Raw genomic sequence first — 13537 nt, forward strand, 5'->3', positions numbered from 1 at the left:
CGTGGCGCGGAATGGACCGCGACCTCCGGGGTTCGAGCGACATTCCATGGACCTCATTTCCGCAGCGGAGTTGCCGTTCCTGGCCTTGTCCACGTTGTTCGCCCGTTCGTTCGAGGGCTACTTCGTCCCGATTCCCGACGCACCCCAGGCCTTCGATGCGCGGGTGCGGAGCGAGCACATCTCGCTCATGGAGAGTCGGGTCGCGCGGGTGGACGGAGAGTGGGCGGGGCTGGTGTTGATGGCAAGGCGCGGGCGGGTCAGTCGCGTCGCGGGCATGGGCATCATTCCCAGTCGACGGGGACAGGGACTGGGTGGGGAGATGCTGCGGCCGTTGATGGCGGAGGCGCGAGCACGCGGGGATGCGCGGATGGTGCTGGAGGTCATCGAGCAGAATGCGCCAGCGGTGAAGCTTTACGAGCGGCTGGGTTTCCGGCGTGTGCGGCGACTCGTGGGGTTCGTGGGGACGCCGACGCCGGAGTCGGGGGCGTTGGAGGAGGTGGGGCTGCAGGAGTGCGCGAGGCTGCTTCCGGACGGGTTGCCATGGCAGCTCGATGCGGCGACGGTGCGGGGGTTGTCATCTCCGGCGAAGGCGTTCCGGTTGGGGCCGGCGTGCGCGGTGGTGGCGGATGTCTCCGCGCCGACGCTGGGGGTGCGGTCATTCGTGGTGGAGCCCGCGTCGCGAGGGCAGGGCGCGGGGCGCAGGTTGCTGCGGGCACTGGCCGCCGCGCATCCCGGGAAGGCGCTGGCGGTGAGCGCCATCGTTCCAGAGGGCCTGTGCGAGCGCTTCTTCCTGGGGGCGGGCTTCACGCATCCCGCCCTGTCTCAGTTGGAACTCGTGCTCGACTTTTCGCCAGACGCGAAGTGAGTGTGGCTCACCGCTCGCGCAGGTGGGCCGTGAGTCCTGTCAGGTGCTCCCTCGCGGGGGTGATGACTTCCGGCCGCTGCGTCTGGAGCGCGAGCCGGAACGAGGCGATGGCCGCCGCCAATTCCTCGCGGGCCCGTCCCGTGAGCTGGACATGCAAGGCATCTGCTCGCGCGAGCGCCGTCGTGTTCGGCAGGGCATCCTGGGGATGCAGCTTCAGCGCAGCCATGGAGCGCCGCGCCTCTTCGATTTGCCCCGGTGACAGCTTGCCCGGGCGCTGCTCGATGACGAAGGCTTCCTTGCGACCCGTGGTGACGACGGTGACCTCCACCTCGAGGATGCCATTGAGGTCATACGAGAAGCGCACGTCGATGGACTGCTCTCCCGCCGGGGCCGGTGGCAGCCCCGAGAAGGCATACTCGCCCAGCTTCACGTTGTCGCTGCACTGCGCATGCTCGCCCTGGTACACCTCCAGCCGAATCTCTCGCTGGAAGTCGCCGGCCGTCCAGTAACGCTCCACGCGGCTCGCGGGGATGACCGTGCCGCGCTCCAGGATGGGACTGAAGATTCCGGTGATTCGCCGGTGGCCCGCCTGCGCGGCGGTGCTCACCCCCAGCGTGAACGGCGCGACGTCCGTGACGACCAGGTCATCCACGGCCTGGTCTCCCGCCTTCATCGCCGCCTGCACCGCGGCGCCCATGGACACGGCCTCGTCCGGCGGCAGCTTGCGCAACGGCAACCGTCCAAACACCTGCGTCGCGAAGGTCGTCACGCACGGCATGCGCGTCGAACCTCCGACGAGCAGCACCTCCTCGATGTCCGTGGCCTTCAGTGACGCATCCTGCAACGCCCGATGAATCGGCCCGCGCATGCGCTCGAGCGCGGAGGCCCAGGCGTACTCGGCATCCTCACGGGTGAGCGCGAACTCGAAGTCCAGCTTCTTGCCTTCCGCCACCGGCAGCTCGGGAAGGACGATGCGCGTGCTCTCCGTTTGCGAAAGCCGCCGCTTCGCGGCTTCACACGCCTCCCGCAAGCGCGCCCAGCCCGGTGCGTGGGCCTCCAGGTCGAAGCCCTTGTCCTGTCGCAACCGCTGGGCGACATGGCGCGCCAGCAACGTGTCGAAGTCCTCGCCGCCCAGCCGCGCATCACCCGCCGAGGACTGGATCTCCACCACGCCCTCGATGATCTCCAACACCGTGACGTCGAACGTCCCGCCACCCAAATCGAGCACGACGGCCTTCAGCTCCCGGTTGCGCTCGTGCAGCCCATAGGCCAGCGCCGCCGCCGTGGGCTCGTTGATGATGCGCTCGACCTTGAGTCCCGCGATGGCTCCGGCGTCCCGAGTGGCCTGTCGCTGCGGGTCCCCGAAATAAGCGGGGACGGTGATGACGGCCTCTTCAACCGCCATTCCCAGGAAGGCCTCGGCGTCGCGCTTGAGCGCGGCGAGCACCAGCGCCGACAGCTCCTGGGGCGAGTACGTCCGGTCTCCCAGTCGATAGACCCGCGAGGTCCCCATGTCTCGCTTGAAGGCGAGCGCCGCCTGCTCGGGGTGGAGGACTCCGCGAGAGCGAGCCGCCGCGCCCACCAGCACCTGACCCTGTTCGTCGAGCGCGACAGCGCTGGGTGTCAGGAACTCGCCGAGGGAATTGGGAATGAGGACCGGCCGGCCCTCGCTGAACACGGACACCAGCGAGTAGGTGGTGCCCAGGTCGATGCCGAGGATGGGAGACTTGGAAGAAGGACTCATGGGGATTGGGGGCAGAGTCCCCGGAGTTCGTCCGTGAGACGGAACCGGGCGGCGGTCATTCGCGCCTGGCGCGCGGCGGGGTCCTGCTCGTTCGCGGGGACTCGGGCGGTCTGTTCCTGCACTACCGCGAGGACCTTCATGTACTTCCTCGACACGTCGGGACAGTCCTCCGCCTCCACCGAGTCGACCAGCTTGGTGAGCCCCGTACAGGCTTCCTTTGAGTCAGTGCCGGGGATTGCCGCGCACAGCACTCGGGCTGCCTCGCGCGCCGCCGACACGCGCTCCTCACGAGTGACCTCCTCGGTGCCTCCAGGACCCGACTTCGGCCCGAAGGTCATGACTCCCACGGCGACCATGGTCGCCATCAACACGCCGACGGACGCGAGCGCGTACGTGGTGTACCGCGAGGCGCTCCGTCCCGTGTCGGGCGCCGGCGGCTTCGCGTCAGCGGGGGCTTTCTTCGGCGGGGAAGGGCGGGTCACTCCGGGCGGCGGCCCCTTGGGCACCAGGCTCTCCCCGAGCGCGGCCTGGAAGGAAGGACAGCGGGCGCGAATCTGCTCCAGGGCATGGGCGGCGCGCTCGGGCTCGCGGCGGCGATAGGCGCGCATCTGCTCCCGGGTGTTCTCCAGGTTTCCGTTCAGCACCGCATCGGCGAGCAGCTTGCGCACGCCGGGAGAGACGTCGTCATCCAGCTCCGCCAGCTCCTGAACCAGCCTCCACACCCACGCCTCATCCTGTTCCTGGAACGCGTCGAGGAGTCCCTCGGCCTCCAGCCACGCTGAGTAGCTCGCCTGCAGCGCACGCGCTTCGCGGGGCCGGCCATTCAGGTGCAACTGCAGCAGGAAGGCGAGCACCCAGGTGGGTTTCGGCGGTGGATGTTCGGGATGGCGCTTGATGGCGGCCAGCGCCACGAGCGCGGCCTGACCCGCCTTGTCCCAGTCATCGGAGGTGCCCAGCTCCTCGGCGAGTCCCCACAAGAAGGGATGCGCGGCGGTCGTTCCGAGCAGGTTGATTTCCGCTTCGGTCAACCGCTGCGGAAAGGTCTGCGCGAACGCCAGGAGGAACTCGGGGTGCCCCTGGTTGAACGCGTCCCGGAAGGCTTGAGTCGCCTCCTCCTTCCGGTTCGACGCCATCAGGGCCTTGATGAGCCAGTGGCGGGCCTCGCCTGCCTCGGGAAGGGCTTCCACCGCCTCGCGAGCAATCAGGACGGGCGCATCCGTGGGAGCATCCGAAGGCAGTGTGCTGAAGCGGGCCCGAAAGGTGTCGAGCCGCGCGTCGGCGCTCAGGGGCCCGGACGCGTGTGGCGCATCGACCGTGGCGGGAGCCACCTGTTCCAGAGCGGCGCTCGTGCGCGGTGCCTCGGTGCCGTCGTGCGCGGCCTTGAGCAGCTCATAGGCTTCGCGCAGCCGGGCGAACCCTTGGGGGTCCACTTCCGGCTTGCGGGTCTTCAACATGCGCAGATACGTCCTGCGGACGAGTTCGGGCTCCGCCTCGGCGGTCACCCCCAGCTCCCCGCGAGCCTCTTCGAGCGTCATTCGAGTCGAAACGCTACACCGCGCCTCGAAGCGGAGCGACTGCCAATCAAGTCCACCCTGCCGAGATGGGGAGGCTTACCCCTCCGTGGGAGCGTGACGAAGACACGGAGTCCTGTTACCTCCGCGCGTGCCCGTGGCGAGGGCAGGGGAGCGCGACGTCATGCAGGAGTGGCTCGACCATCGACCCGATTTCAAACCCCAGGATTGGGAGCATGCCTGGGCTCGGGCCCTGGCCCGGCTCAACGAGTCTCAGCGGGAGGTGCTCGCCGCGACCTCGCTGCTGCCTGACCCCGCCGGGTTCGCGAAAGTCGCCAGCGAGGGCCCCGCGCAATGGAAGGCGGAAGGCGGCAATCCGACCCTGCAAGCGGTGTGGGCGCTCGCCTTGAGAGAGCTCCATCCGGCGGAGCTGCCCACGCTGACGCTCGATGAACAGGCCTGGAACGAACCCCGGGTCATCGCCGCGAACGTCGTCCTCACGGGCCCGGTGCGGTGGCGTGCGCCGCTCGTGTTCCTCGGGAGCGTCCTGTCCACGCTGCCCCTGTACGATTGTGGTCCCGACTCGTCTGTCACCATCGTCGGACGCGTCACGGCTCCGGGACTCGTCACCTCGGGCGACATGCAGCTCCTGGGCGACGTGGACATTCCCCTCATCGAGGGGCAGGGCAACGACAACATGCTCATCGTGCTGGGGGACGTGAGCGCACGGGTCATCCAGGAAGCGGACCATGCCTGCTGCTGGGCGGGGAACGTCGTGGCGCGGACCCATGCGTCCCTGGGCGACCTCCCCAAGGAGCAGCGCCAGAAGCTGGAGGACGCCATCCTCCCCGAGTTCCTGGCGGAGAGTCGGCCGCGCCTGGCCCCCGCGATGGAGGCCCTGGCCGCCGGTCAGGACGTCTTCCGGGGGCGTCCCGAGTGACGGCCGAGGCGCCCGGATGCGCCGGGGCTTCGGGATAAACCCGGCACGGAGGTCCGGTTCACTCGTGAATCGTGTGAAACAGGTGGGCAAGCAGGCGGGCTTGCAAACACACTGGGCGCCGAGCGTGGAATGGAGCATGAAAGCGACCCGCTCGGTCGTTCTACACTCCGCGCATCCATGGCCCGCCCCATCCGTACCCTCCACGTGTTCCCCGATGCCAGTCGGCGTCAGGCCGCCTTGCGTGCGGAGCGGAGCGCCCGGGGCCTGGCGATGGGGACGGACCTGCTCACCTGGGATGAGCTGCTGGGCGTGCTCGGGGGCGCTCGCGAGCTGAACCGGCGTCCGTGCCCGGCGGTGGGTGCGCGCGCGGTGATGTCCTCGCTGGGGGCGTTGCTGGGTCCCACGCACTTCGGCGAGTACGTCCGGGAGCCGGCCTTCGCGCGCGCGGGGCTGGACGTGGTGCTGGACCTCAAGGCGGGGCGCCTGTCGCCGCGCGAGCTGCAGGACGCGGTGGAGGTCCTCCCGCCCGAGCGGCAGAAGCACGTGCGGGTGCTCGCCCGGCTGTACCACCTGTACGAGCAGAAGCTGGCGGAGCTGGGCCTCGCTGACCGTGAGGACGTGTTGAGGGGCTCGCGCGAGGCGCTCGGTCGGGGCGAGTGGCCCACGAGCTGGGATGGCGTGGGCACGCTCGTCCTGCATGGCGTTTACGACGTGCGCCCCTCGGGCCTGGAGCTGTTGCTGGCGCTGGCGGCCGCGTGTGAATCGCGGCGCGTGACGCTGCGGGTGGAGACGCCGGTGGGTGGCTCTCCGGTGGCGGACGCGGCGCTGGCCTCGCTGTTCCGCGCGTTCGAGAACCGTGGCGAGACGATGCCGCACGTGGACCTCTTCAAGGCGGACGTCACCTTCGAGGCCCGGCCCTTCATCGACCTGGGGCGCTTCGTCTTCTCGCCCCGGGCGCCGCGCGAGGCGCTGAAGGACGTGGAGCTCCAGCCTCGTGTGTGGAGCGCGGCCACGGCGCGGGAAGAAGCGCGACTGGTCGCCCGGGACGTGCGCCGACTCATCGCCGACGGGGCGTCTCCTTCGGACATCGCCATCGCCTACCGCGAGCTGGGCCCGGAGGCCGGGTGGCTCGCCGAATCGCTGGGTGAGCTGGGGGTGCCCGTGCGTCTTCCCTGGGGCGAGCCGCTCGCGCTGGCGGGGCCGGTGCGCCTGGCGCTGGACCTGCCGTTCCTGGTGGAGGATGGCTTTCCGGCCGAGCGCGTGGCGGAGCTGGTGGGCAGTCGCTACGCGCCCACGTTGTCGCGGGGAGGACCGGAGGCGCCCGCGAGCTTCTTCGCACTGGCGGCCGTGCGTGATGACCGGCTGGGCGCGCTGCGCGGGCGTGGCGCCTATGACATCCGGCTGGACGGGCTCGCGCGTCGACTCCAGGCGTTGCAGGGTGCGCAGAAGAAGGACGGGAGCGCGCGCATCCATGCGGTGCGGCTGCTGCGCGAGCGCTGCCAGTTGCTGGTGGATTACTGCCGACGGATTCCCGAGAAGGGCACCGTCGCGGAGCTGCTGGCCACGTGGTGGCATGTGGTGGAGCGGCTGGGGTTGATGGACTCGGAAGGGCCGCTGGAGGGTCGTGACGAAGGCGGGCTCGCGGCGCGGGCCCTGGATGCGCGAGCCCGTGACGAGGCCGCGCGCGAGGCGCTCCGGTTGCGAGTCCAGGGACTGCTGCGGACGATGAAGGCGGTGGGCGGCGGCCCGGTGTTGCGTCGGCGCACCTTCGGACGCTGGCTGCGCGATGCGATGGCGGACGCGCACCTGCCCGCGCGAGGGCCTCGTGGCTCCGCGGTGGAGGTGCTGGATGCCGCCGAGGTTCCAGGGCGCTCGTTCCGACATCTGTTCCTCGCGGGGCTCACCGAGGGACGTTTCCCTGGAAGGGATGCGCCCTCTCCGTTGCTCGGGGACGCGGAGCGCTCCGCGCTCAACCAGCACCTGGGACGGGATGTGTTCCGGCTGACGGGAGGCGAGTTCGAGGAGCGAGCGCCGTGGCGGCTCACCGAGGACCGGCTGCTGTTCGCCAGCGCGCTCGCGGCGGCGGAGGAGACGCTGAGCCTGTCCTTCGCGATGGAGGGCTCGGGAGGCCAGGAGCAGGTGCCGTCCTCGTTCCTGGAGGAAGTGCGCCGGCTCACCGCGCTGAAGTGGCAGCCGCGCTCGCTGCCGCCCATCCCTCCGCTCGACGAGGTGCTGACGGAGTCCGAGCTGCGTCGCTGCGTGGCGCTGGAAGCCCTGGCGCAGCCGAAGCTGCGCGTCACCGAGCCGGACGCGGCGGCGAGCCTGCTCAAGCGTCACTTCGACAAGGAAGCCTGGTACTCGGGCGCCCGCGAGCTGTCCCTGGTGGAAGTGGAGCGGCTGTTCTTCTTCGGCGACCCGAACAAGAAGCCGGGGCCCTTCACGGGCTCGGTGGACGGGAACACGCAGCGCGCGTCCTTGCGTGAGGCGTTCCGCTTCGACCTCACTCGGCCGCTGTCCGCTTCCGCGCTCGCGCGCTTCGGCAACTGTGGCTTCCAGGGCTTCCTCACGTATGGCCTGAAGGTGGCCGAGCCGGACCGTCCGGGCGAGGAGTTCGACGCGAGGGGCCGCGGCACCTTCTGGCACCGCGTCGTCGAGGAGGTGTTCCAGGCGCTCAAGGAGCACCAGCTCCTGGGCAAGGCGCCGGAGGACGTGCCGGACGAGGTGCTGGACACGGCGCTCCAGTCGGCGGTGGCGCACTTCGAGAAGTTCCATCACGTGGGGCATCCCGCGCTGTGGAAGCTGGCGCATGAGCGCGCGCGGGCGATGGCCCGTCGCATCCTCGTGGATGAGCGGCGCGGGCTTCCGTTCGAGCGGTTGGTGCCAGAGGGCTTCGAACTCCAGTTCGGCCCCGCGGCCACGGACGACCGTTGGCGCCACGTCGTCCTTCCCATCGAAGGGGACGCCATCGTCTTCGAGGGGAAGATCGACCGGCTCGACGTGGCGGGCTCGGAGGTGGGCGTCATCGACTACAAGTCCGGGAAGCTGGACAAGAACGAGCTGAAGAAGCGGCTGCTCACGTCGGACTTCCAGCTGCCGCTGTATCTCTTCGCGGCGCGGGAGAGCGGGCACGCGACGGCGAGTCAGGCCGCGTGGTTCTCGCTGCGCACCGGCGCCACCATCCATCTGTCCGACGTCGTCCCCGCGCAGGAGCTGGATGAGCTGCTGTCCACGGACCCGGAGGTGCGGGCGAGAGTCGCCGCGAAGGAGGGTGGACGCAACCTGCCCAACGCGGTGGAGTCACTCGTGAAGACGCTGCGAGAGGGACAGTTCGCCGCGCGGCCCCAGGACTGCGGCATGTGTGGCTTCCGCGCCGTGTGCCGCATCACCGAGCGCCGGATGACGGAGGAGGGCGGATGAGCGTGGCTCCCTCCCTGCTCGCGCTGGAGCGCAACCTCGCGTTGATGGCGGGCGCTGGCGCGGGCAAGACGTACAGCCTGGTGACGATGACGCTGCACCTGTTGGCCGGTGCGCGCGAGGCGGGCGCGGCGATTCGTCCCGCGCGGCTGTGCATGTTGACCTTCACGGACAAAGCCGCGGCGGAGATGCGCTCCCGCGTGCGCCAGCGTCTGGACGGGCTGGCCCAGGGGGATGCTCGACTGGACCAGGAAGTGGAGCTGCGCGAGTCGCTCGAACGGCTGGGCCGGCCCTTCCCGTTGCCCGATGCGTGGCGGCAGATGCGCGAGGAGCTGGGCTCGGCCACGGTGGGAACCTTCCACTCGCTCTGTGGCCAGTTGTTGCGACGGGCTCCTCCTGCGGTGGGCATCGACCCGAGCTTCGAGGTGCTCGACGAACTGGAGGCCTCCAGCCTCGTGCAGGACGTGGCCGAGCGCGTGGTGTTGGAGTCGCTGGAGGGCGGGGACGCGCAGGTGCGCGAGCTGTGCCAGGAGCTGGGCTTCTCCGGCTCGGGCTTCTCCGACGGACTGGTGGCCGCGCTGGTGTCGGTCTACGGCAAGCTGCGCGAAGAGGGGTTGAAGGCCGCGTCGGCCGCCGTGGGAGACGTGGCGGAGGCTCGCGAGGACCTGGATGAAGTCCTGACGCAGAGCCTGCGGCTGTGCGGTGAAGCGCGCGCGCTGGATGCGAAGGGCGAGTGGAGCCGGCTGGTGGGCGCCCTGGAGAAGGCGCTGAACGGGATGACGGCGGAGAACTTCCATCAGGGAGACCGTTACCCGTGGTTGCGCGCCAGCTTCGCGGCGGATGGGCGCAACTTCGCGAGGCTCAGCAAGGGCGCCGCGGCGCCGGTGCGTGAGCTGTACTGGCGGACGTTCGGCAAGAGCGACGGCTCGGTGCGCAGGCTGGAGGATTCCTGGGCCGCGTGGCGCACGGCGCCCTTCGAGGCCACGTTCCGTGAGCTGCTGGGCCGCGTGGAGACCCGGCACGACGCGGAGTTCTCCCGTCGCAACGTCTTCGACTTCACGTCGTTGCTGGTGAAGGCGAGGGACCTGCTCAGGGACTACCCCGAGTTCCGCCGACAGGTGCAGGAGCGCGTGGGCTCGCTGCTGGTGGACGAGTTCCAGGACACCAACCGTCTCCAGTTGGAGTTGGTGTTGTTGCTCTCGGAGCGGCGCGAGGAAGGCCCGCGCGAACTTGCGCCGGACGTGGACCTGGCCACCGCGCTGCCCCTGGAGCCCGCGTTCCTCTGCGCGGTGGGAGACCGCAAGCAGTCCATCTACGAGTTCCGTGGCGCGGATGTCTCCGTGTTCACGGTGCTCGCCAAGAAGATTGAAGACGAGGGGGGCACGCGCGGCTTCCTGCAGCACAACCGCCGCTCGGTGCCGGGGCTGTTGTCCTTCTTCAATCACGCCTTCGCCGGCGTGCTGGTGGCGGCGGATTCGCAGGCGCCGCGTCCGTTCGAGGTCATCTACGTCCCGGAGGAGGACGACCTGTCCCCGGTGCGTGCCTCGCTCTCCGAGACGGCCGCCGTGGAGCGGCTCCACCTGGAGGAGCAGGAGACCGCGGGCGACTTGCGCTGGCTGGATGCGGACTGCGTGGCGCGACGGCTGCGCATCATGCTCGCGCCGGGCGCGGCGCCCACCGTGGCGCGCGAGGATGGAGAAGGTGCCCGGCCCGCGCGCGGGGGGGACGTGGCCATGCTGTTCCGGACCTTCACGCACCTGGAGGTCTATCGACAGGCGCTCATCCGTCACGGTGTGCCGCACCGGGTGTTGCGCGGACGCGGCTTCTACGGCGCGCAGGAGGTGTTGGACCTGGCCTCGTTGCTGGCGCTGTTGGCGGACTCGGAGGACGCGCTCGCGTTCGCGGCCGTGCTGCGCTCACCGCTCGTGGGGCTGTCGGATGCGTCCCTGTTCCAACTCGCGGGGGAGCAGCCGTTGTCGCTGGCGTCGCCGCGTTTGTCGGACCCCACGGTGCTGGAGTCGCTGCCCGAGCGCGAGCGGGTGCGCCTGGTGGACTTCCTCGCCGCGCTGCCCGCGTTGCGCCAGGAGAGGGACCGCCTGGGTGTGAGGGAGCTGCTGCTCGCGGCGCTGGACATGACGGGGTATCGCGAGGCGTTGGCGGGCTCGCCCTACGCGGAGCAGGCGAGCGCCAACGTGGAGAAGCTGCTGTCGCTGGCGTCGCGGCGTGACGAGCGTGGCACGGGGGGCTGTGTGGCCTTCGCGCGAGAGCTGCGCATGCTGGCCGAGTCCGACCCCACCGAGGCGCAGGCGGACCTGCTGGACGCGGGTGACCCACGCGCGGTGCAGTTGCTCACCATCCACCGCGCCAAGGGCCTGGAGTGGCCCGTCGTCGTGGTGCCGGGCATGGGCGGCCGGCGTCGGAGCACCTCCGGGCGCGCGCACTTCGAGCGCTCTCATGGCATCGCCCTGCGGCCGTGGGTGCCGGACTCGTTGGAGGGCTACACCTCCAATCGCTTCGAGGCCGTGCGACAGGAACTCAAGGCGCGCGAGGACGCCGAGTACCGCCGCCTGCTCTACGTGGCCCTCACGCGCGCGAGGGACTTGTTGGTCCTCTCTGGAGGAGAGGAGCCTCGCGCGGGCAAGGACTCGTGGTGGCATCTCATCGATGCGCGGTTGGAAGACGTCACCACGCGCGAGTTCGTCGACGACGTGGACGTGGACGAACTGCCACCGCCCGCGGACCCGGAGCCACCGGGACCGGAGTCGCTCGCTCGCGCGGGGGCTCGCGTGGAGGCCGCGCTGCTGCGCGTGCGGGGCGGGCTGGTGGAGATGGGCGAGTCACCCGGCGGAGTCTCCGCTCCCGTGAGCGCGGTGCAGGACTTCCTCGCCTGTCCTCGGCGCTTCCACTACGTGCACCGGCTGGGGTTGCGCGCGGCGCCCTGGCCCTGGGAAGCCCCTGTCCGGGACGCGCCACTCCTGGTCGACCCGGAGGGGTGGCTGCCCGCGAAGAGTCCAGCGGAGCTGGTGCGTGAGTTGTTGCGGAGAGCGGACCTGCGACTCGCCTCGGCGCGTGACGTGGACGTGACGGAGCGCCGAGCGCATCTGGAGTCATTGTTGCGCGAGGCAGGCTCGCTTCCGGACGACGAGGGCATGGAGGACGTCCTGTCGACGGTGGAGCGCTTCCTCGTCACGGACTTCGCTCGCTCGGTGGCGGAGTCTCCCTCGCGCATGGTGCACCGGAGCCTGGCCTTCTCGCTGTCCCTGGAGGACGGCGTCTCCCTGGAGGGCGAGGTGGATGTCCTGTGGGAATCACCTCGCGGTGAGGCGGTGGTGGTCGCCTACAAGTCGGGTGGACGACATCCCCTGGGGGCCGCCGCGTATACACACGAGCTGGCGGCGCTGGCGTTGGCGGCTCGACGGATGGTGCGGCCTGGAGTCCCCGTCCGTGTGGGCGTGGTCTTCCTGGGCGAGGCCCGGCCCGAGCCCGAGTGGAGCATGGACGGGGTGGGTCAAGAGGAAGCGGCCAGGCGGCTCGCCGACGGCGCGCGGGCGCTGGCCCGAGGAGAGGTCCGAGGTGCCTGGGCGGGACGAGAGGTGGCGACCTGCCAGGCCCTGCATTGTGGCTTCTCGGAACACTGTCACCCGGCCCCTTCCGCGTGCTAAGCGGCGGGCACCATGCCGAACGTCGTCGTCATCGGAGCGCAGTGGGGAGATGAGGGTAAGGGCAAGGTCGTCGACCTGCTTACCGAGCATGCCCAGTTGGTCGTCCGCTTCCAGGGCGGCAATAACGCGGGCCATACGCTCGTGGTGGGTGGCCAGAAGACCGTCCTTCACCTGATTCCCTCGGGCATCCTCCACCCGGGCAAGACGTGTGTCATTGGCAACGGAGTGGTGGTGGACCCCGCGGTGCTCGTGGGTGAAATCGATGCGCTCAAGGCGCGCGGTTTCCTCAAGGAGGACTCGCAGCTCCTCATCTCCGACAATGCCCACGTCATCTTCCCGTGGCACAAGCTGCTGGACAGCTTCCGCGAGAAGGCCCGCGGCGGCAGCGCCATCGGGACCACCGGTCGCGGTATCGGCCCGTCCTACGAGGACAAGGTCGCGCGCCGGGGCATCCGCATGCGTGACCTGCTCAATTCGGACCGGCTGCGCAAGCGCATCGAGGAGCGGCTGCCGCAGGCGCTCGAGGAGCTGAAGGAGCTGTGCGCGAAGGCGGGCGTTCCGGTGCCGCAGCTCGAGGTGCCGCAGGTCCTGGCCGAGTTCTCCGCGCTGGGCGAGCGACTCAAGCCCTACGTGCACGACGCCTCGCTGTTCCTCGCGGAGCAGGTGCGCAAGGGCGCGCGCATCCTCTTCGAGGGCGCGCAGGGCACGCTGCTCGACGTGGACCACGGCACCTATCCCTTCGTCACGTCGTCGAACTGCGTGGCCGGCAACGCGGCGGTGGGCTCGGGCCTGGGGCCCACGGCCATCGACAAGGTGATGGGCATCAGCAAGGCCTACACCACGCGCGTGGGCGGCGGTCCGTTCCCCACGGAGCTGAACGACGCGATTGGCGATCAGCTGCGCAAGGTCGGTGATGAGTTCGGCGCGACGACGGGTCGTCCCCGCCGCTGCGGCTGGTTGGATGGCGTGGTGCTGCGCTACGCGGTGCGCGTCAACGGCCTGTGGGGCATCGCGCTCACCAAGCTCGACGTGCTCAGCGGGCTCAAGTCGCTCCAGCTCTGCAACGCGTACGACCTGGATGGCCAGAAGGTCACCGAGCTGCCCGGGGACTACGAGGACCTGGCGCGCGTCAAGCCCATCTACGAGACGCTGCCCGGTTGGGACGAGAAGCTCGCCGGCGTGCGCAGCTTCGACGAGCTGCCGGAGAACGCGAAGCGCTACGTCCGTCGCGTGGAGGAGATCAGCGGCGTCCCCGTGGTGTGCGTCTCCGTGGGCGCTGACCGTGGCGAGACGGTTTTGCTGCAGAACCCCTTCCGTAGCTGAGGCGGGGAAGCGCACCCTCGGAGGAAACTTCCCGCCGAGGGTGCGGGAGCGCCGTGACGCCGTCCCCGGTTTCTGCTA

General features: G+C 70.0%; 7 protein-coding genes. 5 read left to right on the forward strand and 2 right to left on the reverse strand.

The window, feature by feature from the left end; genetic code table 11:
- The first annotated feature begins 46 nt into the window (after positions 1 to 46).
- The gene (locus HUA76_RS21045; protein WP_174454930.1) at positions 47 to 865 is read left to right on the forward strand and encodes a GNAT family N-acetyltransferase; all 819 of its coding nucleotides are present in this window, start codon (positions 47 to 49) and stop codon (positions 863 to 865) included.
- A gap of 7 nt (positions 866 to 872) precedes the next feature.
- On the opposite strand, the gene HUA76_RS21050 is transcribed toward HUA76_RS21045, so the two are convergent.
- Together HUA76_RS21050 and HUA76_RS21055 are read right to left on the reverse strand one after the other, a co-directional pair.
- Positions 873 to 2609 (reverse strand): Hsp70 family protein, encoded by a 1737-nt coding sequence (locus tag HUA76_RS21050; RefSeq protein ID WP_174454931.1) that lies wholly within the window; start codon positions 2607 to 2609, stop codon positions 873 to 875.
- Positions 2606 to 4144, reverse strand: coding sequence for a hypothetical protein (locus HUA76_RS21055; RefSeq protein WP_174461887.1), 1539 nt, complete (start codon positions 4142 to 4144; stop codon positions 2606 to 2608). The genes HUA76_RS21050 and HUA76_RS21055 overlap by 4 nt, the downstream gene beginning before the upstream one ends.
- 160 nt (positions 4145 to 4304) lie before the next feature.
- Between HUA76_RS21055 and HUA76_RS21060 the strand changes: the two genes are divergently transcribed.
- From HUA76_RS21060 to HUA76_RS21075, 4 genes are all read left to right on the forward strand, one after another.
- On the forward strand, positions 4305 to 5060 hold the full coding sequence (locus tag HUA76_RS21060; RefSeq protein ID WP_174454933.1) for a hypothetical protein: 756 nt from the start codon (positions 4305 to 4307) through the stop codon (positions 5058 to 5060).
- Positions 5061 to 5237: 177 nt separating this feature from the next.
- Positions 5238 to 8477: a PD-(D/E)XK nuclease family protein gene (locus HUA76_RS21065; RefSeq protein WP_174454934.1), complete on the forward strand. Its 3240-nt coding sequence runs from the start codon at positions 5238 to 5240 to the stop codon at positions 8475 to 8477.
- The gene (locus HUA76_RS21070; protein ID WP_174461888.1) at positions 8474 to 12136 is read left to right on the forward strand and encodes a UvrD-helicase domain-containing protein; all 3663 of its coding nucleotides are present in this window, start codon (positions 8474 to 8476) and stop codon (positions 12134 to 12136) included. The genes HUA76_RS21065 and HUA76_RS21070 overlap by 4 nt, the downstream gene beginning before the upstream one ends.
- A gap of 12 nt (positions 12137 to 12148) precedes the next feature.
- Positions 12149 to 13459, forward strand: coding sequence for an adenylosuccinate synthase (locus HUA76_RS21075; protein WP_141646300.1), 1311 nt, complete (start codon positions 12149 to 12151; stop codon positions 13457 to 13459).
- Positions 13460 to 13537 lie beyond the last annotated feature (78 nt).

The organism is Myxococcus sp. CA056 (assembly GCF_013336715.1).
Lineage (GTDB): Bacteria > Myxococcota > Myxococcia > Myxococcales > Myxococcaceae > Myxococcus > Myxococcus llanfairpwllgwyngyllgogerychwyrndrobwllllantysiliogogogochensis.

What these genes read in the sequence shown, in the direction of transcription:
- HUA76_RS21060 (WP_174454933.1), top strand. Translation starts at nt 4,305, where the DNA reads ATGCAGGAGTGGCTCGACCATCGACCCGATTTCAAACCCCAGGATTGG.
- HUA76_RS21050 (WP_174454931.1), bottom strand. Translation starts at nt 2,609, where the DNA reads ATGAGTCCTTCTTCCAAGTCTCCCATCCTCGGCATCGACCTGGGCACC.
- HUA76_RS21065 (WP_174454934.1), top strand. Translation starts at nt 5,238, where the DNA reads ATGGCCCGCCCCATCCGTACCCTCCACGTGTTCCCCGATGCCAGTCGG.
- HUA76_RS21055 (WP_174461887.1), bottom strand. Translation starts at nt 4,144, where the DNA reads ATGACGCTCGAAGAGGCTCGCGGGGAGCTGGGGGTGACCGCCGAGGCG.
- HUA76_RS21070 (WP_174461888.1), top strand. Translation starts at nt 8,474, where the DNA reads ATGAGCGTGGCTCCCTCCCTGCTCGCGCTGGAGCGCAACCTCGCGTTG.
- HUA76_RS21045 (WP_174454930.1), top strand. Translation starts at nt 47, where the DNA reads ATGGACCTCATTTCCGCAGCGGAGTTGCCGTTCCTGGCCTTGTCCACG.
- HUA76_RS21075 (WP_141646300.1), top strand. Translation starts at nt 12,149, where the DNA reads ATGCCGAACGTCGTCGTCATCGGAGCGCAGTGGGGAGATGAGGGTAAG.